The sequence below is a fragment of the Bradyrhizobium sp. Arg237L genome, assembly GCF_029990105.1.
Lineage (GTDB): Bacteria > Pseudomonadota > Alphaproteobacteria > Rhizobiales > Xanthobacteraceae > Bradyrhizobium.
Window position 1 is genome coordinate 59,169 of the sequence record NZ_JAQMIL010000034.1, and the last position, 22,057, is coordinate 81,225.

Annotated in this window: 19 protein-coding genes; 3 read left to right on the forward strand and 16 right to left on the reverse strand. The window is 63.7% G+C overall.

The window, feature by feature from the left end; all coding sequences use genetic code 11:
• Positions 1–139: 139 nt before the first annotated feature.
• From OZ411_RS21490 to OZ411_RS21510, 5 genes are all read right to left on the reverse strand, one after another.
• Positions 140–3,238 carry a MexW/MexI family multidrug efflux RND transporter permease subunit gene (locus OZ411_RS21490; RefSeq protein WP_130578896.1) on the reverse strand — a complete coding sequence of 1,033 codons (3,099 nt, stop codon included), beginning with the start codon at positions 3,236–3,238 and terminating at the stop codon, positions 140–142.
• A 17-nt stretch (positions 3,239–3,255) separates the two neighbouring features.
• Positions 3,256–4,449: an efflux RND transporter periplasmic adaptor subunit gene (locus tag OZ411_RS21495; RefSeq protein ID WP_282529562.1), complete on the reverse strand. Its 1,194-nt coding sequence runs from the start codon at positions 4,447–4,449 to the stop codon at positions 3,256–3,258.
• Between the two features lies 1 nt (position 4,450).
• Positions 4,451–5,152 carry a TetR/AcrR family transcriptional regulator gene (locus OZ411_RS21500; RefSeq protein WP_130578894.1) on the reverse strand — a complete coding sequence of 234 codons (702 nt, stop codon included), beginning with the start codon at positions 5,150–5,152 and terminating at the stop codon, positions 4,451–4,453.
• 318 nt (positions 5,153–5,470) lie between these two features.
• Complete coding sequence (locus tag OZ411_RS21505; protein WP_282529563.1) at positions 5,471–6,061, reverse strand: thiamine pyrophosphate-dependent enzyme; 591 nt, start codon at positions 6,059–6,061, stop codon at positions 5,471–5,473.
• Positions 6,058–6,603 carry a thiamine pyrophosphate-binding protein gene (locus tag OZ411_RS21510; protein ID WP_130578892.1) on the reverse strand — a complete coding sequence of 182 codons (546 nt, stop codon included), beginning with the start codon at positions 6,601–6,603 and terminating at the stop codon, positions 6,058–6,060. Before OZ411_RS21510 ends, OZ411_RS21505 begins: the two co-directional genes overlap by 4 nt.
• Positions 6,604–6,706: 103 nt before the next feature.
• Between OZ411_RS21510 and OZ411_RS21515 the strand changes: the two genes are divergently transcribed.
• Positions 6,707–7,942, forward strand: a complete 1,236-nt coding sequence (locus OZ411_RS21515; protein ID WP_282529564.1) for a cytochrome P450 — start codon at positions 6,707–6,709, stop codon at positions 7,940–7,942.
• Between the two features lie 75 nt (positions 7,943–8,017).
• Here the strand turns inward: OZ411_RS21515 and OZ411_RS21520 are convergent, their stop codons facing one another.
• From OZ411_RS21520 to OZ411_RS21565, 10 genes are all read right to left on the reverse strand, one after another.
• Positions 8,018–8,881, reverse strand: coding sequence for a sugar phosphate isomerase/epimerase family protein (locus OZ411_RS21520; protein ID WP_130578890.1), 864 nt, complete (start codon positions 8,879–8,881; stop codon positions 8,018–8,020).
• A complete protein-coding gene (locus tag OZ411_RS21525; protein WP_282529565.1) occupies positions 8,881–10,074 on the reverse strand; it encodes a dihydrodipicolinate synthase family protein in 1,194 nt (397 codons plus the stop codon). The genes OZ411_RS21520 and OZ411_RS21525 overlap by 1 nt, the downstream gene beginning before the upstream one ends.
• A 10-nt stretch (positions 10,075–10,084) precedes the next feature.
• Positions 10,085–11,236 (reverse strand): Gfo/Idh/MocA family oxidoreductase, encoded by a 1,152-nt coding sequence (locus OZ411_RS21530; protein ID WP_282529566.1) that lies wholly within the window; start codon positions 11,234–11,236, stop codon positions 10,085–10,087.
• Positions 11,233–12,636 carry a hypothetical protein gene (locus OZ411_RS21535; RefSeq protein WP_282529567.1) on the reverse strand — a complete coding sequence of 468 codons (1,404 nt, stop codon included), beginning with the start codon at positions 12,634–12,636 and terminating at the stop codon, positions 11,233–11,235. Before OZ411_RS21535 ends, OZ411_RS21530 begins: the two co-directional genes overlap by 4 nt.
• A 6-nt stretch (positions 12,637–12,642) precedes the next feature.
• Positions 12,643–13,488, reverse strand: coding sequence for an ABC transporter ATP-binding protein (locus OZ411_RS21540; protein ID WP_282529584.1), 846 nt, complete (start codon positions 13,486–13,488; stop codon positions 12,643–12,645).
• 11 nt (positions 13,489–13,499) lie between these two features.
• Complete coding sequence (locus OZ411_RS21545) at positions 13,500–14,495, reverse strand: ABC transporter substrate-binding protein (RefSeq protein WP_130578886.1); 996 nt, start codon at positions 14,493–14,495, stop codon at positions 13,500–13,502.
• A gap of 52 nt (positions 14,496–14,547) precedes the next feature.
• Positions 14,548–15,357, reverse strand: a complete 810-nt coding sequence (locus OZ411_RS21550; RefSeq protein WP_130578885.1) for an ABC transporter permease — start codon at positions 15,355–15,357, stop codon at positions 14,548–14,550.
• Positions 15,358–15,564: 207 nt separating this feature from the next.
• Positions 15,565–16,272 (reverse strand): TetR/AcrR family transcriptional regulator, encoded by a 708-nt coding sequence (locus OZ411_RS21555; RefSeq protein ID WP_282529568.1) that lies wholly within the window; start codon positions 16,270–16,272, stop codon positions 15,565–15,567.
• A gap of 195 nt (positions 16,273–16,467) precedes the next feature.
• Positions 16,468–17,316, reverse strand: coding sequence for a VOC family protein (locus OZ411_RS21560; RefSeq protein WP_282529569.1), 849 nt, complete (start codon positions 17,314–17,316; stop codon positions 16,468–16,470).
• Positions 17,313–18,569, reverse strand: a complete 1,257-nt coding sequence (locus OZ411_RS21565) for a Glu/Leu/Phe/Val dehydrogenase (protein ID WP_282529570.1) — start codon at positions 18,567–18,569, stop codon at positions 17,313–17,315. The genes OZ411_RS21560 and OZ411_RS21565 overlap by 4 nt, the downstream gene beginning before the upstream one ends.
• 220 nt (positions 18,570–18,789) lie before the next feature.
• Here OZ411_RS21565 and OZ411_RS21570 point away from each other — a divergent pair, with 220 nt between their 5' ends.
• Together OZ411_RS21570 and rbsK are read left to right on the forward strand one after the other, a co-directional pair.
• Complete coding sequence (locus tag OZ411_RS21570; protein WP_130583786.1) at positions 18,790–19,683, forward strand: sugar kinase; 894 nt, start codon at positions 18,790–18,792, stop codon at positions 19,681–19,683.
• Between the two features lie 29 nt (positions 19,684–19,712).
• Complete coding sequence (gene rbsK / locus OZ411_RS21575; RefSeq protein WP_282529571.1) at positions 19,713–20,624, forward strand: ribokinase; 912 nt, start codon at positions 19,713–19,715, stop codon at positions 20,622–20,624.
• Between the two features lie 88 nt (positions 20,625–20,712).
• Here the strand turns inward: rbsK and OZ411_RS21580 are convergent, their stop codons facing one another.
• Positions 20,713–21,933 (reverse strand): FAD-dependent oxidoreductase, encoded by a 1,221-nt coding sequence (locus tag OZ411_RS21580; RefSeq protein WP_282529572.1) that lies wholly within the window; start codon positions 21,931–21,933, stop codon positions 20,713–20,715.
• Positions 21,934–22,057: the final 124 nt, after the last annotated feature.

Consider the following 22,057-nt stretch of genomic DNA (forward strand, 5'->3'; position numbering starts at 1 on the left):
TCACGCGATGCATCCGATCGAGTCCCGGATTGCGCTTCGCTCCATCCGGGCTACCTCATCATGCTTTCCGGAAAACCAAAAGGGCGACAACGGTAGGACCGTCGCCGCCCTTTCGCTGAGACTTTGGGGCCAAGAAGTCTCAGGTAGGCTTGAGCGCTCCGCCATCGCCGAGCTCGTAGTCGGCGATCTGCTTGTTGCGCTCCGAAGTCGCTTTCGCCCGGTGATCGGTGGCGATCGTCACGTAGACCGCGGGCAGCACGAACAGCGTGAACAGCGTGCCGATCAGCATGCCCGCAACCACGACCAGGCCGATCGAGAACCGGCTGGCGGCGCCGGCGCCCGATGCGGTCAGGAGCGGGATCAGGCCGGTGACCATCGCCGCGGTCGTCATCAGGATCGGACGCAACCGGATGCGGGCCGACATCTCGATAGCCGAGCGGCGGTCAAGCCCCTCGTTGAGCTGCAGCTCGTTGGCGAACTCCACCATCAGGATGCCGTGCTTGGTGATGAGGCCGACCAGCGTCAGCAACCCGACCTGGGTGTAGATGTTCATGGTCGCCACGCCGAAGAACAGCGGGATCAGCGCGCCGACGATCGCCATGGGCACCGAGACCATGATGACCAGCGGGTCGCGCAAGCTCTCGAACTGCGCCGCCAGCACCAGGAAGATGATGATCACGGCGAACGCGAAGGTGATGACGAGCTGGTTGCCCTCCTGCACATATTGCCGCGAGTCCGCCAGATAGTCATGGCCGAAGCCGGCCGGCAGCTTCTTCGCCTCGCCTTCGAGGAACTCGACCGCCTGGCCAACCGTCACGCCCGGCATCGGCACCGCTGAGAACGTCGCCGAGTTGAGCTGGTTGTAGTGCGTCAGCGCGTTCGGATCGGTGCCCGTCTCGATCGAGACGACGGTCGAGATCGGCACCAACTGCCCGGTGTTGGTCGGCACGTAGTAACCACCAAGCGCCTCCGGCGACAGGCGGACGGCACGCGGCACCTGCGGGATCACCTGGTAGGAACGTCCCTCCAGGTTGAAGCGGTTGACATAGTTGCCGCCGAGCAGCGTGGCCAGCGTCGCGCCGACCTGCTGCATGTTGATGCCGAGGTCGCTTGCCTTGGAGCGGTCGACGCGGACGCGCACCACCGGCTGGTTGAAATCGAGATCGCTGTCGCTGACGATGAACATGCCGCTCTTGCGCGCGGCGGCCTTCAATTTCTCCATCTGCTCATAGATGGCCTGGAAGCTGACGGTCGAATTGATCACCATCTGCACCGGCAGGCCGCCCGGACCACCCGGCAACGGCGGCAGGTTGAAGGCGAACGCATTGACGCCTTCGATCTTTGACAGTTCCGCCTGCACCAGCGGCTTCAACGCGATCGCCGAACGCTTGCGCTCATCCCACGGGGTGAGCAGCATGCCGGCAATGCCGCTTTGCGCACTCGGCGTGCCGTTCAGTATGAAGCGCAGATCCGTCTCCGGAAACTTCTGGAACACCTTGTCCATCTTCTCGCCGTAGAAGTCGACGTAGTCGATGTTGGCGTATTTCGGCGCCTTGGTCAGCGCGAACACGATGCCCTGGTCCTCTTCGGGCGCCAGCTCCTTCATCGTGTGCATGTAGAGGAAGCCGACGAGGCCGAGCATGGTCAGCGCGAACAAGCCGGTGATCGGCCGGTAGTCGAGCGAGCGGTCGAGCTTGCGACCGTACCAGCGCGTCAATGAACCGAACACGCGGTTGACCGCCCGCGCGAAACGTCCTTCCTCGGTGTTCTTCAGCAGCACCGAGCACATCATCGGCGACAGCGTCAGCGCGATCACGCCCGACACGATTACCGAGCCTGCGAGAGTAAAGGCGAATTCGCGGAACAGCGCACCGGTGAGACCGCCAAGGAAGCCGATCGGCGCGTACACCGCGGCGAGCGTGATGGTCATCGAGATGACTGGACCCACGATCTCGCGCGCGCCGATGAGTGACGCTTGTACCGGCGTCTTGCCCTCCTCGAGATGGCGGTGGATGTTCTCCACCACCACGATCGCGTCGTCGACTACAAGACCGATCGCGAGCACCATCGCAAGCAGGGTCAAGAGGTTGATGCTGAAACCCATGACCAGCATCAGGCTGCAGACGCCGATCAGCGACAACGGGATCGTGACCACGGGGATGATGACCGACCGGATCGAGGCCAGGAACAGGAAGATCACCACGATAACGATCACGACGGCTTCGCCGAGCGTCTTCTCCACCTCGTCGATCGACGATTGAATGAACTTGGTGGAATCGTAGGCCACCTTCATCTTCAACGACGGCGGCAGGTTGCGCTCGAGTTCCGGGAACAGGGCGCGGACGCCCTTCACAAGGGTCAGCGGGTTACCTTGCGGGGTCGCGTTGATGCCGATGAAGATCGCATGCTCGCTATTGAACGCGACGCTCGCGTCCGTGCTTTGCGCGGCAAGCTCGACTTGCGCGATATCCTCCATCCGGACGAAACCGCCCTCCCTCGACTTCACGATCATGCGCTTGAACTCATCGATGTTGCGCAGGTCGGTGTTGGTCGAGACGTTGGAGACGATGTAGTAGCCCTTGGACTGGCCGGCGGCAGCCTGGAAGTTGTTGGATGCAATCGCCTGCGCAACATCCGTGGGCGACACGCCGCGCCCCGCCATCTTGATCGGGTCGAGCCACAATCGCATCGCAAAAGTCTGGCCACCGAGGATGTCGGCGGAAGCCACGCCGTCAACCGTCGACAGCAACGGCTGGACCACGCGCGTGAGGTAATCGGAGATCGCCGATCCTGACAGCTCCTCGCTGGAGAAGCCGAGATACATCACGGCCGTGGTCTGGCCGGTGGTCTTGGTGACGACCGGATCGTTTGATTCCCTCGGGATCAGGTATTTGACCGAGTTGACCTTGGCGAGCACCTCGGTGAGCGCCTGGTTCGGGTCGAAGTTCAGCTTGATGTAAACCTGGATCGTGGAGGTGCCGAGCACCGAGGACGAGGTGATGTAGTCGACGCCTTCGGCCGAGGCGACCGCCTGCTCGATCGGCGTCGTGATGAAGCCCTGGATCAGGTCGGCCGACGCACCGGGATAGCTGGTGGTGACGTTGACCACGGTGTTCGACAGTTTCGGATATTGCCGGATCGGGAGCACGGTCGCAGCCCGCAAGCCGATCAGGAGGATCAGCAGGCTGACGACGACCGACAGGACCGGCCGCTTGATGAAGATGTCGGTGAAGGACATTTACGGGGTCCTGCTTCTCAGTAGCGCGGCGGTTCGGCCGGGATCGGCGGCGTCGGCTCGGTGGAGATCGCAACCGCAGCGCCTGACTGCAGCTTGATCTGACCGAGCGCTACGATACGGTCGCCCGCCTTCAGGCCGCGGACGATTTCGGTGCGGCCGCCAAATCGCTTGCCGGTCTGCACGAAGGTACGCACCGCCGTCAGGCTGGTCTTGCCGTCGTTCTCCTTTTTCTCGGTGATCAGGTAGACCGAGTCACCATAGAGCGAGTAGTCGACCGCGGTTTCCGGAACCGTGATCACCGCCGGCTTGTCAGGCAGCACCACCGTGGTGGTCGCGAACATGCCGGGCTTGAGGATCTTTTCCGGATTGGCGACGGTGGCCTGCACGCGGATGTTGCGGGTGTCGGTCGCTACCTGCGGCTCGATCGTGGTCAGCTTGCCTTCGAAGACGCGATCCGGATAGGCGTCGACCTTGATGCGAACAGTCTGGCCGACCTTGAGCTGGCCGCTGTCCTTTTCCGTCACCGTGAAGTTGTCGTAGAGCATCGACAGATCGGTCAGCGACACGACCTGATTGCCCGCGGTCAGATATTGACCGACCTCGACCCTGCGCACGCCAAGCTCGCCATTGAAGGGGGCGCGGACCAGCTTCTGCGAGATCAGTGCCTCGGTCTTGGCAATGCCGGCCAGAGCCTGGTCATACGCGGCCTGGGTCTGGTCGACCGTGGCCTGCGGCCCGAAATTGCGCGCCGCAAGCTGCTTGGCGCGGTCGAGCGAGAGCTGCGCCACCGTCGCCTGCGCCTTGAAGCTGGCGAGGTCGCCCTGCTCCGGCCCGTCGAACAGTTGGACCAGCGGCGCACCCGCCTTTACCTCGGCGCCTGCGGTGAACAGGATATCCGTGATGCGTCCCGAGACGTCGGAGGTGACGTTGACCTGGTGCACGGCGGCGAGTTCGCCGACCGCGGTCAAAAGGTTCGGCACGACTTCCGATTTCGCCTCGGCCACATTCACCGTCACCGGCGGCGGCTTCATGTTGGCGAAGAACTCGCCGATCATCTTGGCGCGGAAATAGTTGAACCAGACCAGGCCGCCGACGACGAGCGTCAACGCCAATCCGACGATGATGAACCAGCGCCCCATCCTGACCGGCCGCTTGTGCGGCTTTTTATCGATCGGTTCGCCCTTGATATTGGTTTCGGTCACGATGTTCATGTCATGCACTTTCTGCTGTTACCGATTGTCCCCGGCTCGGTGACGGCTGACGGTTCAAATAAAAGGAAATCGCGGCTTCGGTGAGCCCGATGCCGCGCAGGATGAATTCGCAAATCTGGCGCTCGAGGTCGGGCGCGTCGCCGTAGGTGAGGCACGGCGTCGTCGGCAGCCGCGTCAGCGCCGACATCAGCACGACGTGGTGCGCGAACCAGAACAGGTTGAGCGGCACGCTGCCGATGCGGGTGGCGTCGCCGGCGGCAACGGCGCGTTCCATCGACGCGGTGAAGGTCGGCTCGATCAGGCTGCCGATCTTGTCGTAAAGAAGCCGCGCGAATTCGCCGTCGTCGAGATGACTGGACGTCATCAGGCGCATCCGCTGCGCGTCCTCCTCGTCCGGCCCCTGTGATACCTCCAGGAAATGCCCGACCATGCCCTTCACGAGTTCGATCAGGGTTGCGGTCGACGGCTCCAGCCCGAGCAGATGCGCAAGATCGGGGTCGGCCTCGCACTCTTCGGCGAGGATTTCGGCGTAAAGCGCCGCCTTGGAGGGGAAGTGCTTGAACAACAGCCCTTCCGAAATGGAAGCGGCGGCCGCCACGCTCTTGGTCGTGGTGCCGGCAAAGCCATGGCGGGCAAAGCATCGCTTGGCGGCGCTCAGAATCAACTGCCGCCGCAAGTCACTTGTCATGCGCAGGGTAGACATGCGCGTGAGTAATCACTCACCTTAAAGAATGTCAAGAATTTACGGCAGTGCAAAACAGAACTTAAGGTTGGGCCATGCCCCAACCTCCCGATAAGGTCTTGTACCGTCAGGAGGATAACGTGATGTCACACTTGACAAAAATCGGCAAGCACGCGGCCGACAGACGCGGGAACTCTACTCCTCCCACGGAGAGGGGCGAGTCGCAAGCAATTTGGATGAGTGCCGTAGCCCGGGTGGAGCGCCAGCGTAACCCGGGGCCGCTCTCAACGTTGACTCAGGGATCCCGGGTTGCGCTGCGCTCCACGGCTACAAAACTCCCTAGATCGGCTGGTAGCCCAGCGAGCCGCGCAGGCGGTTGACGATGAAGGTGCCGTCGCGGTTCGACAGCACCCGCTCCAGATTGGCGCCGTCGATCTTCACATTGGCGAAGCGCGGACCGCGGCTCGCTTCCTTGAGCGACAGTGCGAACGCTTCGACCTCGGCCATGGTGGTGATCGCACGGCTGTCGGCGATGCCGCAGGCCTTGGCGACACCGACCAGGTCGACCGAAGCGGCAGTATGGCTGACCTGTCCGCCGGTCTCGCCATAGGCCTCGTTGTCGAGCACGACGATGGAGAGGTTGGCGGGCTTCTGCGCGCCGACGGTGGCGATGCTCCCGAGCCCCATCAGCATCTCGCCGTCGCCGGTGATGACGATCACCGGCAGCTCGGGTTGCGCCAGCGCGAGCCCGAGCCCGATCATGACCGCACCGCCCATGGCGCCCCAGAGATAGAAATTGCGGTCATCATCGCCGGCGGCGGCGATGTCATAGGTCGAGGCACCGAGGCCGCCGACCGCGATCGCGCCGTTACGGTCCTTCAGCAGGTGAGAGACGACCGCGCGGCGGTCCAGGAGATTGGCCTTGCTCATTTCACGAACACCTTTGCCCCGATCAGCCGCTGCGACAGCAGCACGGCGGTCGGCGTCGACGCGTTATAGGCCTGCGCTGCGCCGGCCTCGACGACCTCGCGCACTTCCTCAGGATGCGTCGCCCGCAATACCTTGACGCCGCAGAGCTCGAATGCGGCTTGCGTGTTCGACCCCATCGGCACCTGCCACGGATTGAACTCGCCCCATTCCCCGCGCATCGTCACCAGCGTCAGGAACGGAAAGCGGAAGATCTGGGTCAGCGACAGCATGTTGATGCAATTGCCGACGCCGCTCGACTGCATCAGCAGCACGCCGCGCTGGCCGCCGGCCCAGGCGCCGAGCAGCAGTGCTATGCCCTCCTCTTCCGTCGTCAGCGGAATGCCGCGCATCGTGGAGGAGCCGAGCACGCGGTCGATCAGTTGCGAATGCCCGGCGTCAGGCACGTAAGGCACCTGGCGGACATCGAAGCGCTGCAATGTCGAGAAAATCTCTTCCGGCCAGGCGGGCTGGCTGTCGGAGGCAGTTTCAGTGCGGGCGTGCATGGGCGTTTCCGAAGGGATAAGCGAGACAGGCCAACTGTAAAGCGGGCGGCACTTTCCGGAAGAACAAAAACGGCATATCAGTTCTCAAAAAGAGTATGGCACCATGACCGGAAACGCACGAGAGCTGGCTGAGAGTTTCGACCTCGAACGGTTGACGCCGGAATTCTATGCCAACCCCTATCCGACCTATCGTGCACTGCGGGATAACGCGCCGGTCAAGCGCCTGCCGAACGGCTCCTATTTCCTGACCCGCTACGACGACCTCGTCACCGCCTACAAGAGCACGAAAGCGTTCTCCTCCGACAAGAAGAAGGAGTTTTCGCCGAAATACGGCAACTCCTTCCTCTACGAGCATCACACCACGAGCCTCGTCTTCAACGACCCGCCGGCGCACACCCGCGTGCGGCGGCTGATCATGGGCGCGCTCTCGCCGCGCGCGATCGCCGCGATGGAGCCCGATCTGATCCGCCTGGTCGACGGGCTGCTCGATGCGATCGCCACCAAAGACAAGGTCGAGCTGATCGAGGATTTCGCTTCCGCGATCCCGGTTGAGGTGATCGGCAATCTGCTCGACGTGCCCCACGACGAGCGCGGTCCCTTGCGCGACTGGTCGCTCGCAATCCTGGGCGCGCTCGAGCCGGTGATCTCATCAGAGCAATTTGCGCGCGGCAACAAGGCGGTGAAGGACTTCCTCGCCTATCTGGAGACGCTGGTCGAGCGGCGCCGCGCCAAGCCGGGCAATCCCGAACGCGACGTGCTGACGCGGCTGATCCAAGGCGAAAATAATGGCGAAGATAATGGCGAGCGGCTGACCGAAAAGGAACTGCTGCACAATTGCATCTTCCTGCTCAACGCTGGCCACGAGACCACGACCAATCTGATCGGCAACGGCCTGGTGACGCTGCTGCATTACCCTGCGGAAAAGCAGCGGCTGATCTCGCAGCCCGAGCTGATCAAGACCGCGGTCGAGGAGATGCTGCGCTATGAGAGCTCGAACCAGCTCGGCAACCGCATGATCGTGGAAGAAGTCGAGCTCAGCGGCATCAAGATGCCCGCGGGCACGCCGGTGACGCTCTGCATCGGCGCCGCCAACCGCGATCCCGCGCAATTTCCGGACCCCGAGCGCTTTGACATCGCGCGTACCCCGAACCGCCACCTCGCCTTCGGCACCGGCGCCCATCAATGCGCAGGGATGGCGCTAGCGCGACTCGAAGGCGCCATCGCGATCTCGCGTTTCCTCGCCCGCTTCCCGAATTACACGCTTGCCGGCGAGCCAACACGCGGTGGCCGCGTGAGATTCCGCGGATTTTTGACCGTGCCGTGCGAGGTGAATTTGTAGGGTGGGCAAAGCGAAGCGTGCCATGACGAGCGGAATGTTGATGGTGGGCACGCTTCGCTTTGCCCACCCTACCAATCAGACCACCGATCGGTGCCTTTCGATGCAGGTCCGCAACACCTCATCCATCGGCCGGCTCCACCAATCGTTGGAAAAGATCTCGATCTCCGAATAGCCCGCATACCCTTGCGCTTCCACCGCCGCGCGAACCGATTTGATATCGATCACGCCGTCGCCCATCATGCCGCGGTCGTTGAGGATGTCCTTGGTCGGCACCAGCCAGTCGCAGACGTGAAACGCCAGCAACCGCTCCTTGCCCGCGCGTGCGATCTGGCCCATCAACTCCGGGTCCCACCAGATGTGATAGACATCGAGCGCGACGCCCAGCATGCCGCTGCGCTGCGGGTCCAGCGCATCGCAGATGTCGAGCGCCTGCTTGGTCGTGTTCACACAGGCGCGGTCGCCGGCATAGGCCGGATGCAATGGCTCGATCGCGAGCGGCAGCTTTGCCCCTCTTGCATATTCCAGCATCTCGGCGATGCCGTCATGCACCTGCGTGCGCGCTGCCACGATGTCCTTTGAGGCCGCGCTACCCGGCCGCGAATATTGCGGCAGGCCGCCGACCACAAGCACGATGCAGGAGGCGCCGAGCGCGGCGGCCTCGTCGACCGCGCGGCGGTTGTCGTCGCGCGCCTCAACCTGACGCGCAGCGTCCGCGACGAACATGCCGCCGCGGCAATAGCCTGACAATTCGAGCCCGGCGTCGCGCACCGCGCGCACGGCACGCTCGAGGCCAACGCCTGCGACCTGGTCGCGCCAGGGATCGATGGCGCGGATGCCGTGGCGCGCACAGGCCTCGATGATCTCGACCAGATTGCCCTGCTTGCGGACCGTCGCCGTGTTCAGCGACAGCCAGCGGTGATCGGAAGAAAAATCGCGCATCAGGACTCGATACCGCGCGTTGCCAGCACCGTCTTCATCCGCCGTGTCGCCAATTCCGGATTGGCGAGCAGGCCGGCCGTGTCGGCGAGGCGGAACAGTTCGGCGAGATGCAGCGTCGAGCGCGCGCTCTCCTGTCCGCCGACCATGGTGAAGTGATCCTGGTGGCCGTTGAGATAGGCCATGAAGACGATGCCGGTCTTGTAGAAGCGCGTCGGCGCCTTGAAGATGTGACGCGACAGCGGCACCGTCGGCCCCAGCACGTCGTGGAAGCCTGCCTCGTCGCCCGCGGCCAATCGCGACAGCGCGTAGGATGCCGCCGGCGCGATCGCATCGAAGATGCCGAGCAGCGCGTGAGAGAAGCCCTGCTCGTCGCCGGCGATCAGTTCAGCATAGTTGAAGTCGTCGCCGGTATACGTCCTGACGCGCGGATCGAGCCGCCGGCGCATGTCGATCTCGCGCTGCTTGTCGAGCAGCGACACCTTGACGCCATCAACCTTCGCCGCATGGCCGTTGATGATGGCAACCGCCGTGTCCATCGCCTTGTCGAGGTCAGCAGTGCCCCAATAGCCCGCCAACGCCGGATCGAACATGTCGCCGAGCCAGTGGATGATCACGGGCTCGCGGACCTGCGACAGCACGCGGTCATAGACTTTGGCGTAGTCGTCCGCGCTCCGCCCGAGCTTTGCCAACGCCCGCGAGCACATCAGGATGATGCGGCCACCGACCTTCTCGATCGCGGCGATCTGCTCCTCATAAGCGCGGATCACGTCGTCCAGCGTCTTGGCGTGCTCCACCGCGAGGTGGTCGGTGCCGGCGCCGGAAAACACCAGCGCATTGCCCTTCGCCTTGGCCGCGTTCACCGACCGCCGGATCAATTCGAGCGAGGTAGTCCAGTCGAGCCCCATGCCGCGCTGCGCGGTGTCCATCGCCTCCGCGACGCCCAGTCCCAGATCCCAGACATGTTCGCGGAACGCGATCGTCCTGTCCCAGTCGACCGCGGCAGTCAGCCACGGATCGACATCGGCGCGTGGGTCGGCCACGACATGCGCCGCCGAGAACGCGACGCGATTCAGCGTACCCTCGAGCTTGGCGGGAAACGTCCGCGAGGCCGCGAGACGATAGGTCTCGAGGCCGCCGCCCGCGGTCGGCAGTTTCAGGGAGAGCGAAGACATCGGCGGGACGAGCTTGTTCATGATCCTGTCCTCACAGCCTGATCGGTTCGACGTCGATCCAGCGCCGCTCCTTCCAGCTCTTGAGCGCGCATTCGGCAAGCTGCACGCCCTTCGCGCCTTCGAGCAGCGTGTATTTGTAGGGAGCGTCCTCGCAGACGTGGCGGATGAACATCTCCCACTGCTCCTTGAAGCCGTTGTCGTAGACGGCATTCTCAGGCAGCTTCTGCCAGTCGGCATAGAAATCGTGCAGCCGCTTCTCGTCCGGATTCCACACCGGCCGCGGCGTCGCCTGCCGCGCCTGGATCACGCAGTCGGTGAGCCCCGCCACCGCCGAGCCGTGGGTGCCGTCGACCTGGAAGGTGACGAGATCGTCGCGATAGACGCGTGTCACCCAGCTCATGTTGATATGCGCGATCACGCCGCCCTTGAGCTGGAAGGTCGCATAGGCGGAGTCGTCTGCCGTGGCTTTGTAGGCCTTGCCCTTCTCGTCATAGCGCTCGGGGATATCGGTCGTGCCGAGGCAGGAGATGCTCTGCACCTCGCCGAAGAGGTTGTCGAGCACGTAGCGCCAGTGGCAGACCATGTCGAGGATGATGCCGCCGCCGTCCTCAGTGCGGTAATTCCAGGACGGCCGCTGCGCTTCCTGCCAGCCGCCCTCGAACACCCAGTAGCCGAACTCGCCACGCACCGAGAGCATGCGGCCGAAGAAGCCGGAGTCGCGCAGGAAGGCGAGCTTCTTCAGGCCGGGAAGGAACAGCTTGTCCTGCACCGTGCCGTGCTTGAGGCCCTTGGCGTTGGCGAGCTTCACCACCGCGACCGCCTCTTCCAGATTGGTCGCGATCGGCTTCTCGCAATAGACATGCTTGCCGGCGTTGATCGCCTTGGTCAGCAGCGAGGGCCGCGCCTGCGTGGTCGCGGCATCGAAGAACACGGTGTCATTGGGATCAGCCAGCGCCTTGTCGAGGTCGGTGGTGACGCGCGCGATCTCGAAACGCTTGGCCAGCGCGCCGACTTTCTCGGCATCGCGGCCGACCAGGATCGGATCCGGCATGATGCGGTCGCCATTCGCGAGCAGCACACCGCCTTGATTGCGGATCGCGACGATCGAGCGGATCAGATGCTGGTTGAGCCCCATCCGGCCTGTGACGCCGTTCATGATCAGGCCGAGACGTTTGGTGGTCATAGTACTTGCTCCTGCAGAATTCTTGTTGTTGGCGGCGCGAACGGCGATAGGGTGGACCAATCCGGATGCACTGATGTGGCGAAGCCCGGCGTCGTCAGCGATCCCGTCAACAGATCGCCGTCATGGATGGCGAGGCGGACTTTTCCGCCGTCGCGGACATAGAGATCAGGATGCGCCGAGAGGAATGCCTCCGCCTCGGCAGTGGGCGTCTCGGCAAAGCCATCGACGTAGTGATGCCCGTTGCGCTCGGCATGGGTAACGCCGATCAATGCGCCGAGCGCGAGATCCTGCTGCACCGCGAGCCCCGCCTGGCAGGTCAGGTCCTCGCCCGAGACAAAGAACGCTTCGCCGTCCGCGCTCCATTTGGCCGCGCGCGTCGCGTTGACGATCGACTTGTAGAGGCCCTTGCAGGATTTCGAGGAGATGCCGCGATAGCCCAGCGCCCGCGCCGCCGGGAACGCGTCATAGGAATCATCGGCCTCGTCGATGATGAAGCCGCGCGCCGCCAGCGGGCCCAGCGCCGAGGCCTTCGTGATGTCGCGCGGCATCGGCTGCTCGATATAGAGCAGTTTTGCGGCGATCGGCTGCAATGCGTGATCGCGGTCGAGGCGGTCGACCAGCGTGGCGAGCGCCGCCAGGTCGGCGTATTGCTCGTTGGCGTCGAGCGTGACCTTGTAGTCATGCGGCAGCGTCGCCAGCTCGTTGCCGATCCGGATCAGCCTGGCCGCATCATGTTCGGGATCGCCGTTGAGCTTGAGCTTGAAGTAGCGCGCGCCTGCATTTTCGTTTGCGTCGGCAACGCCGCCCTCGCCTTCGACCTTGTCGTCGAGGCCGACGGTGTGCCGGATCGAGACGCGCGGAAGCCGCTTGCGCCCGGCAAGGAAAGCCGCGATTTCACCGTCCGCGAGATCGGACGACAGCCGCGCATCGATGCCGGCAATGTTCTGCGCCATGCCGTCGAAGAAGTTGACGCCGACGGCGCGAAGCAGCGCATCCAGGATCGCCTTGTCGATTTCCGCCGGTCCATAGGCTGCCGCGAGCGGCGGGATGTCGTCGCGTGCGCACGCCTCGACTTGCGCGCCGATGCAGGCCGCATGCAGGCCGAACGCGGTGTCAAAACCGGATTGCGCGAGATAGAGCTCGCGCGCGGTCAAGAGCGAACGCCGGAGTTCCTGCACCGTCTCGTCCGGCGTAAGCTGCGGCCGCTTGTCGAACCATTTCGGCACCAGGAATTCGGCACTCGCACCTAGTGCCCGCCCCTTCCCCTCAACGTCGATCTCCACCCGCACGAAAGCCTGCGGAGTCGCATTGACCACGACTGAGCCAAAGCGGAACGGCCGGGCAAAGCTCACCGGACGTTCGAACAGGGCTATATCTCGGACAACGAGACGAGGCGGCATCGAAGCTCAGTCCAGCGAGCCTTGGGTGAAGAAATGCTTGCGGATGCGCTGCACCAGCTCCATGAAGACCGGATCCGACATCGCATCCAGCGAGCGCGGTCGCGGCAGCGGCACGTCGTAGATCGCCGCGATCGCACCGGGACGCTCGGTCATCACGAGCACGCGGTCAGCCAGGAACACGGCCTCGGGAATCGAGTGCGTGATCAGGAGCACCGTCTTGCCGGTCTCGCGCTGGATCCGCATCAGCTCGACATTCATGCGCTCGCGCGTCATCGCGTCCAGCGCGCCGAACGGCTCGTCCATCAGCATGATCTTCGGGTCATGCACCAGAGCGCGGCAGATCGAAGCGCGCTGCTGCATGCCGCCGGAGAGCTGCCACGGCAGCTTCTTCTCGAAGCCTTCGAGGCCGACCAGCTTCAGAAGCTCTTTCGCCCGCGGCAGATACTTTTCCCGCGGCAGCTTCTTCATGTCGATCGGCAGCATCACATTGGAAAGGATGTTCCGCCACGGGAGCAGCAGCGCGTGCTGGAAGACGATGCCGACATTGCCGTGCGGCTTCGTCACCGGCTCGCCCTCGACCAGGATCTCGCCTGATGTCGGCGGCAGCAGCCCGGAGATCATCTTCAGCAAGGTCGACTTGCCGCAGCCGGATGGGCCGACCACGACGAAGAACTCGCCTTGGTTGATGTGGAAGTCGAGCGGCCGCAGCGACGGCACATCGCCGTCGCGCGAGCGGTAGGTCTTGGAGACTCCGGACAGCTTGATGCCGGATGCCTCGCCGGCGGCACGGTCGGAAACCAGGCGCAGATGCGCGGCCGGTTGATCCATATGGCTCTGTGTCGCCGGCTTCATTGCAGGTGCTTTCACGAGTCGCCCTTCGGCAGATAGTCGTTGGTGTAGAAGGCCTTCGGATTGGCCTTGGCCTTGGCATCGAGGCCGCCATATTCGACCATGAGGTCGACGGAGTCCTTCATGTTCTGGTCGGTGACCTGGAACGGCCGCTTGGTCTTGGTCTCTTCGGTGCGATAGAGCGGGATTGTCAGCTCAAAGCCCTGCGTCAGCGTGTCGATCTTGCCGCCCTTGGGGTTGGCATCGAGGATCGACTGCGCCGCCGCCTTCGGCTCCTTCTCGGCGGCTTCCACCGCCTTGGTCGTCGCCGACATGAAGCGGCGAACGAGATCGGCGTTCGCCTTGACGTAGTCGCTGTTGGCGATGATGCCCGAGGAGACCAGATGGATACCGTAATCGGCGAACTTGATCGGATAGACGTCCTTGCCGGTGGCGTCCTTGATCTTCATCGACTGGTCCATGACGTAGCCGAGCAACATATCAGCCTGACCGTTGATGACCGCGTTCAGCTTGGTCTGGCCGTCGCCGGCAACCGTCTGGAAATCGCTCTCCTTCAGGCCGGTCTTCTTCAGGAACAGCGGCCAGATCTGCGTCATGGAATCCGCCGGCGTGATCGCAACCGTCTTGCCCTTGATGTCCTCGGGTTTCCTGATGTTCTTGTCGATGAATCCCATCGCCGACATCGGGCTGGTCTGTAGGAGCACGCCGGTCGCGATGACGGGCGCGCCCTTCACCGCCGCGCGCATCATGGTGGGAATATCGACATAGCCGAAATTGGCGGTCTTGGCGGCCACCGCCTGCGTGGTCGCGGCCGAGCCGCGGCCTTCCTGGATTTCGAGGTCGATGCCCTCGGCGGCATAGATGCCCTTGGCCTTGCCGTAATAGAACGGCGCGTGCTCGCCATAGACATACCAATTGAGCATCAGCACCACCTTGTCGGCGGCCGATGCCGGAAGCACCGATATCGCCGTCCAGGTCAGCGTCGCCAAGACCACAGCTATCAATCGCATCTTGTTCTCCTCCCTCTCCCCAAAACCTCTTGTTGTTGTCCTTCTGAATAACTCACGAAGCGAAAATAATGTCCTCGCGCTGGCTGACATGCCAGGGAATAACCAGGCGTTCGATGCGGTCGACGATCCAGAACAGGATGACGCCGAGCAGCGCCAGGATCACCAGCGCTGCGAACATCGTCGGCAAGTCAAAGGTTCCAATCGAGCGCTGCATCACGTAGCCGATGCCGGAATTGGAGCCGACGAACTCGCCGACGACGGCGCCGACCACCGCCAGCGTCACTGACACTTTCAACCCCGAAAAGATCGCGGGCATCGCATGCGGCAGGTTGACGGCGCGGAACACCTGGAAACGGCTGCCCTGCATCGCACGCGCGAGGTCGACCATATCCGGATCGACCGACTTGAATCCCTGCACGGCCGAGACCACCACCGGAAAGAAGCCGAGCAGGAACGCCGAAATTACCTTCGGGATGATGCCGAACCCGAACCAGACCACGAACAGCGGCGCGATCGCGATCTTCGGCACGGACTGCGAGAACACCAGCAGCGGATAGACATAGCTCTCTACCGTCCTCGATCCCGCGATCAGCATCGCGACGGGAATGCCGAACAGCGCCGACAAGAGGAAGCCGCAGACCGTCGCATAGGTCGTCGGCCACGACTGCCGCAATAGTTCCGGCCAGTCCGTTCGCAGCACGGCGACGACGTCGCCCGGCGACGGGATCTGATAGGCGGGAATTTGGAACAGGCGGATGGCGAGGTCCCAAGCCGCCACGATGAACACCAGGAACAGAAATGGGCGCACCCACGCCGCATTCAGCAGCCTCGACAGGCCGCCCGCTTCCTTGCTCTCCGCCACGTTCCGCTTCCCTGCTTGACCGTTTCTCGGATTGGAAATTAACCCGTTGGATAAATACTGTCCAGCCCGATTTCGCGCGGCATTTTGAGCGCATTCGGTCGTCATGCCCGGGCTTGACCCGGGCATCCACCCTTATGGACTTGGAAAAACGTGGATGGCCGGGTCAAGCCCGGCCATGACGACGCAATGCAACAATTTCGCGCTTCGCTAAACCGCCTGCTGCGCGGTCACCTGCAGCTTCGGCGCCTTGCTCTTCCCGAACGCTGCGATCGACTTCCCCGTCAACGCCGCCAGCACCAGCGCAATCATGTGCTCCAGCCGTTCATCGCGGGCGTCCTTCGACAAGAGATCGCGGCCGAAGATCACGCTCAGCGTCGCGCTGTTGGAGAGATAGAAGAAGGCGAGCGCGGCAATCGAGATGTAGAGCTGCACCGGATCGACCGCGGCACGGAAATCGCCGCTCTTCACGCCGCGTGTCACCACGGTGCGGATCATCTCGACGAACGGCGAATGCATCGATTTGACCTTGGTCGAACGCTTCAAATGCCGCGCTTTCGCAAGGTTCTCGGTATTCAGCAGCGCGAGGAATTCCGGATTGCGGATGAAATAGTTCCAGGTGAAATCGATCAGCCGCGCGATCGCCTCCGGCGGCTCGAGATGCTCGAGATCGAGCCCGCGTTCCTCGGCGCGGATCTTCTCATAGGCGCCTTCGAGCACCTCGAGATAGAGATCCTCCTTGTTGCCGACGTGGTAATAGAGCATGCGCTTGTTGGCGCCGGCCTGCTTGGCGATGCTGTCGACGCGCGCGCCGGCGAGCCCATGAGCGGCGAACTCCGCCTTCGCCGCTTCGAGGATGCGCAGCCGCATCCCCTCGGGGTCACGCTGCCACTTCAGAGTTCGCTTTGCCTTGGCCAATCGGATCGCTCAATTCAGTCGGAACATTGGATGTAGCACGGCTGAGAGCGTTTGAGAATGAATCTCCGCGGTCACGCTGACGTAGGGTGGGCAAAGCGGAGCGTGCCCACCATCGCGAGCGCGACGCTAGAGGGTGGGCACGGCGCAAGTGCGCCTTTGCCCACCCTACGACTGGCGCGAGGCGTGAGAGAAGCGTTACGCCACCTGCGGCGGCGACGGCTGCACCAGCAGCGTCGGGACGCTGCAGGTGCCGGTGCGCACGGTCGTCACACGCGTGCCCGGCTTGCGGCCGGTGCGGATCTCCGAAACGTCGACGCCGGCGGCAACGAGCCGGGCATGGGTGGCGTCGATGTCGGTGACGCGCCAGCAGATGCCGCGCAGGCGGTCCGGCGCATCGGCCTCCGTTTTGCCGGGCTTGTGCGCGACCTCGACGATCAAATCGCCGCAGCGGAAGAACATCAGCCGGCCCCAATCTGCGTGCGAACGATCGAGCGCCATGTCGAGGCCGAGGCGCGCGCCATAGAGCGCCGCGGCGCATTCGGGATCGGCGGTCGCAACGACCACATGATCCATCGCGGTGATCCCTGCAGGCTGGGTGCGGACCGAGAGCGGGCGCTCGTGCTCGCGCTCGAGGAAGAACATCCGCACGCCGCGCGTTGCATCGGTGGCGGCGCGGGTGCGCTTCCACGACAGCGTCGCGCCGGAGATCTCGTCCTGGCTCTCCACCTCCGAGACCGGCTCCGGCCGCAGCGTCAGCCGCTCCAGCCTCCGATGCATCTTTTCGATGTCATTGGTGCGGAAGCACAGGCTCGCGAGCCCCTCGCCCTGCGATGCCAGCACGGCGCGGATCCGCGCGGCATTCTCGCCCTCCCCACTCGGCGCCATCAATTCCACCGACGTGTTGTCGAGCGTGAACAGCACCCGCGCGGCACCGTCGCTGACGCTCTTCCACGCTGGCGAACGCGCGAACAGGGTCTCGTAGGCCGCCGTCGCCGCCTCGATATCGCCGGTGAGGACGACGACATGGTCGAGCGCGGTGATCATGGGAACAGCCCTCGCGTATTCTTAGCGGCCCGGACCTTCTCCACGCCGATCGCCATCGCCGCGGTGCGATGCGAGATGTTGTCTGCCTTGGCGCGCTTCAGCATCGTCTCGAATGCGCGGTCGAGGATCTGGTATTCACGCCGCATCACCTCCTCCTCTTCCCAGAACAATTGCTGCAGGTCCTGCACCCATTCGAAGTAGCTGACCACCACGCCGCCGGAATTGCAGAGTATATCGGGAATGAGGAAGATTTCATTGCGCTTGTCCAGGACAAGATCAGCCTCCGGCGTGGTCGGACCGTTAGCGCCTTCCGCCAGCACGCGGCACCTGAGCTTGCCGGCGACGCGAGCGTCGATCACGCGCTCCATCGCCGCCGGCACCAGCACGTCGCAGGGCAGCGTCAGCACCTCGGCAGGATCGAAATGCAGTTCGTTGGAGAAGCCGGCGATGCTGCCATGCAGTTGCGCATGGTGCATCAGCGCGGGGATGTCGAGGCCTTTCTCGTCATAGAGCGCGCCGGTGTGGTCGGAGACCGCCGTTATCTTGAGCCCGTAATGATGTAGTTCCAGCGCCGCATAGGAGCCGACATTGCCGAAGCCCTGGACCACGGCGGTGGCGCCGGAGGGATTGATCGCAAGCTCCTTCAGCACCCGCCTCGCGAGATAGGCGACGCCGCGCCCGGTCGCCTCGCGCCGGCCGAGGGTGCCACCGGAGGAGACCGGTTTGCCCGTGACGATCTCGGTCACGGTCTGGCCCTGGTACATCGAATAGGTGTCCATGAACCAGGCCATCACCTGCTCATTGGTACCCATGTCCGGGGCCATCACGTCAGTATGCGGGCCGACGAAGGGAATCATCTCCTGCATGTAGCGACGCGACAGCGATTCCAGTTCGCGCTTGGAGATCTGGGTCACATCGACATTGACCCCGCCCTTGGCGCCGCCATAGGGCAGGCCGACGAGGGCGCATTTCCAGCTCATCCAGATCGCGAGTGCGGCGACCTCGCCGATATCGACGGAGGGCGCAAAGCGGGTGCCGCCTTTGGTCGGGCCCATGGTGAGGTGGTGCTGGACGCGATAGCCCTCGAACACCGCCACCGTGCCGTCGTCGCGGTGGATCGGGCAGGAGACGGTGACCGACCGCTTCGGCATCAATAGCCGCGCGCGCTCGTCCATGGGGATTTCGAGATGGTTGGCGATCACGGTGAACTGGTTCGCCGCCATCTCGAACACCGGCCCGGAATATACAGTCATCGCCCTACCCCCATTGTCTTACAACCAGGAACTTAAGACAGCCGCCGTCCGTTATCGGACGGCATGCTGACAAAACCGGGAACGGTGGTAGTCCCCCGACTTGGCCATCTCAAGCCGCAAAGACGGCATGGTTGCGAATAATTTCAGCGAACGCACATAATATCCGGTGCTAAGCTGAAGCTGCCGCCGGGATCACCCATCACCCCACGACGGAAAACGAATGCAGGCTCTCTTCATCGGACAGACCTATATCGACGTCACCTTCATCACCGACCATCTGCCGACCGGCGACGAGAAACATGTGGCGGACGCCTATGCGGTCTCCTTCGGCGGCAATGCCGTCACTGCGGCATTTTGCTGCGCCAAGCTCGGCATCGTGCCGGACCTGATCGCCACGATGGCCAACGACTGGCTGGGGCGGATGTTCTGGGACATGGCCGCGAAATACGGAATCTCCGTCCATCCGCGCAAGGTCAACTCGTCCTCGCTGTCCTTCATCATGCCGAAGGATGGCAAGCGCGCCATCGTCCGCTGCCGCGACGACGAGCATATCCATCCCTTCCCGCTTTTGAACCTGAAGGGCTGCCGCGCGCTGCATATCGACGGCCACCAGCCGGACGCTGCCATCCATTATGCAAAGCTTTGCCGCGAGGACGGCATCCTGACCTCGCTCGATGGCGGCGGCCTGCGCACCAACACCCATGAGCTGTTGGAATACATCGACGTCGCGATCGTCGCCGAGCGCCTTTGCGAACAGATGGACCTGACGCCGGAAAAGATGCTCGATTATCTCAAGGGCCGCGGCTGCCGGGTTGGCGGTGTGACGCAGGGTGAGAAGGGCCTGCTATGGTATGACGAGGCCGGCGTGGTTCGCACCATCCCAGCGCTGCCGATCCCGCGCGAGCGCGTGATCGACACTAACGGCGCCGGCGACGTGTTCCACGGCGCCTATATCTATTCCTACCTCGCGCATCCCGGCAAAACCTGGAAGGATCATTTCGAGTTCGCGCGGGCCGCCTCGACCTACAAGATCCAGAAGCTCGGCAACGAGGCGGGACTACCCTCGCTTGCCGACATCGAAGCGGTGAAGCAGGAGTTCCAGGTTGGCGCGTAACGTCAGCGCATAAGGGAGCGCTTGTCAGCATGGGGCGTGTTTTTGTCGCCGGCAGCATCAACATGGATGTGGTCGCGACCGCCGAGCGCCACCCGCGCGTCGGCGAAACCGTCGCGGGCAGCGCCGTGCTGTATTTCCCAGGTGGCAAAGGCGCCAACCAGGCTGTCGCCGCCGCCAAGCTCGGCGCGCCAACCACGCTGATCGGCCGGCTGGGCAAGGACGCTTTCGGAGCGCAGTTGCGGACGTTCCTCGCAGCCCAAGGCGTCGACCTCAGCTTCGTCAAGGACACGCCCGAGACGCATACGGGCACCGCGATCATCACCGTTGCGGATGCGGACAACACCATCGTCGTGGTGCCCGGCGCGAATGCGCTGGTCGATGCCGACGATGTCGCGATGCCCGTGCTGGCAAAGGGCGACATTGCGGTGAGCCAGTTCGAAATCCCGCAGGCGACCATCGTCGCCTTCTTCAAGAGCGCCCACGCCGCCGGCGCCACCACGGTCCTCAATCCGGCACCGGCCAGGCAATTCGATAACGAATTGCTCGACCTCGTCGATATCCTCGTCCTCAACGAGACCGAGCTCGGCTTCCTGACGGGGCGCGAGCTGCGCGACAGCGACGATTACACCCGCTTCATCGATGCAGCCCGTTCACTGGCGGGGAGCGACAAGATCATCTGCGTCACGCTCGGCAAGCGCGGCGTGCTCGCGCTGGCAGAAGGTGAGCCGCTGATGGCACCGGGGCGCGAGGTCAAGGCGATCGACACCACGGGCGCGGGTGATTGCTTCGTCGGCGCACTGGCCTCGCAACTCGCGGGCGGCAGCAATCTTCGCAACGCGCTGAGCTACGCGAACGTCGCAGCATCCATCTGCGTGCAACGAATGGGCGCTGCCCCGTCGATGCCGACGGCGGCAGAGGTAACACGTGTGCTGGATGCGTAGGGTGGGCAAAGGCGCGTCAGCGCCGTGCCCACCATTTTACGCTCCGCAAGGGATGGTGGGCACGCTGCGCTTTGCCCACCCTACGAATTCACGCCAATGCGCTCTTGAGATCGAAGCTTGGATCGGCCGCCTGTTCCGGCGAGATCGAGCGATTGGCGCCGAGCAATCTCCGGCCGAACATGTGATCGCCGGCGCGGTTGACGGATTCGATGCCAACGAGGTGGCCGTCGCGGTAACAAAATGCCGAGAACTGCCCCTGCGCGCGGTCACCGCGCACCACGACGCGATCATAGCCCGTGGTCAGGCCCGCCATCTGCAATTTGTCCGGTCCCTGGTCGCTCCAGAACCATGGCAGCCCATCATAGGCCTTGGCATTGCCCGTGAGCCGCGCGGCGACGCAGCGCGCATGGTCGGTCGCGTTCTGTACCGACTCCAGCCGCAGCGAGCCGCCGAACCGCTCGCTCTTGTAGAGCGCGCAATCGCCGATGGCCGAGATATTCGGATCCGAGGTGAGCAGGTGCTCGTCGACGATGATGCCGGATGCCGCCGGCAAGCCGGCTTCCGCCGCGATCTCGACATTCGGCAATACGCCGACGCCGACCACGACGAGGTCGGCAGGGATATGCCGGCCATCGCTGAGGCTGACGCCGGTCACCCTGGCGCCATCGGCCTCGATGCTCGTGACCTGAACGCCGAGATGGATACGGATACCCGTGGTCGTGTGCCGCGAGTGGAAATAGTCGGAGATTTCCGCCGTCACCGCACGCGCCATGACACGCCCCGCCAGTTCGACCACATCGACCTCGAGGCCTTTCGCGCGCGCGGTCGCGGCGAACTCCAGCCCGATGAAGCCGGCACCGATCACGACGACGCGCAGGCCGGGCTTGAGCAGATGCCGCAGCGCCTCGCTCTCGTCCAGGGTGCGGAGATAGCGCACCGCTTCCAGATTGGCATTGGGGATATCGAGCAGCCGGTTGCGCGCGCCGGTCGCAAGCACCAGGTGACCGTAATCGAGCGGCGCGCCGGAATGGAGCGTGAGCTTTCGCCCGACCCGGTCGATCGAAACGGCACGGTCGGTAATCAACTCGATGCTCTGGTCGAGATAGAATTTTCCTGGTCGGAACATCAGCGTCTCCGGCCCGCCGGTTCCCTTGAGGTAAGCCTTGGACAAGGGGGGCCGCTGGTATGGCAAATGGCCTTCGTCATTGAGGAGCGCGATGCGCTCGGCAAAGCCGTCCTGCCGCAGGGAAGCTGCCAGCTGGAAGCCGGCATGCCCAGCGCCGACGATGATCACCGGTCCTGCCGTCATCGCGACAGTCCGTTTGCAGACGCACAGGAGCAACCCATGCCGTTTCCTCTCTCCGCTGATGTGGCTTGCTCGCCTTGTCCTCGCGGCGCTCGTGTCCGCGTCTCAGACGATGGCGGGCGCCATT

Coding starts and splice junctions, on each gene's coding strand:
- OZ411_RS21490 (WP_130578896.1), bottom strand. CDS start 3,238: ATGTCCTTCACCGACATCTTCATCAAGCGGCCGGTCCTGTCGGTCGTC.
- OZ411_RS21500 (WP_130578894.1), bottom strand. CDS start 5,152: ATGTCTACCCTGCGCATGACAAGTGACTTGCGGCGGCAGTTGATTCTG.
- OZ411_RS21560 (WP_282529569.1), bottom strand. CDS start 17,316: ATGATCACCGCGCTCGACCATGTCGTCGTCCTCACCGGCGATATCGAG.
- OZ411_RS21510 (WP_130578892.1), bottom strand. CDS start 6,603: ATGCACGCCCGCACTGAAACTGCCTCCGACAGCCAGCCCGCCTGGCCG.
- OZ411_RS21540 (WP_282529584.1), bottom strand. CDS start 13,488: ATGAAGCCGGCGACACAGAGCCATATGGATCAACCGGCCGCGCATCTG.
- rbsK (WP_282529571.1), top strand. CDS start 19,713: ATGGGGCGTGTTTTTGTCGCCGGCAGCATCAACATGGATGTGGTCGCG.
- OZ411_RS21505 (WP_282529563.1), bottom strand. CDS start 6,061: ATGAGCAAGGCCAATCTCCTGGACCGCCGCGCGGTCGTCTCTCACCTG.
- OZ411_RS21520 (WP_130578890.1), bottom strand. CDS start 8,881: ATGCGCGATTTTTCTTCCGATCACCGCTGGCTGTCGCTGAACACGGCG.
- OZ411_RS21545 (WP_130578886.1), bottom strand. CDS start 14,495: ATGCGATTGATAGCTGTGGTCTTGGCGACGCTGACCTGGACGGCGATA.
- OZ411_RS21495 (WP_282529562.1), bottom strand. CDS start 4,449: ATGAACATCGTGACCGAAACCAATATCAAGGGCGAACCGATCGATAAA.
- OZ411_RS21525 (WP_282529565.1), bottom strand. CDS start 10,074: ATGAACAAGCTCGTCCCGCCGATGTCTTCGCTCTCCCTGAAACTGCCG.
- OZ411_RS21535 (WP_282529567.1), bottom strand. CDS start 12,636: ATGCCGCCTCGTCTCGTTGTCCGAGATATAGCCCTGTTCGAACGTCCG.
- OZ411_RS21515 (WP_282529564.1), top strand. CDS start 6,707: ATGACCGGAAACGCACGAGAGCTGGCTGAGAGTTTCGACCTCGAACGG.
- OZ411_RS21565 (WP_282529570.1), bottom strand. CDS start 18,569: ATGACTGTATATTCCGGGCCGGTGTTCGAGATGGCGGCGAACCAGTTC.
- OZ411_RS21580 (WP_282529572.1), bottom strand. CDS start 21,933: ATGACGGCAGGACCGGTGATCATCGTCGGCGCTGGGCATGCCGGCTTC.
- OZ411_RS21570 (WP_130583786.1), top strand. CDS start 18,790: ATGCAGGCTCTCTTCATCGGACAGACCTATATCGACGTCACCTTCATC.
- OZ411_RS21530 (WP_282529566.1), bottom strand. CDS start 11,236: ATGACCACCAAACGTCTCGGCCTGATCATGAACGGCGTCACAGGCCGG.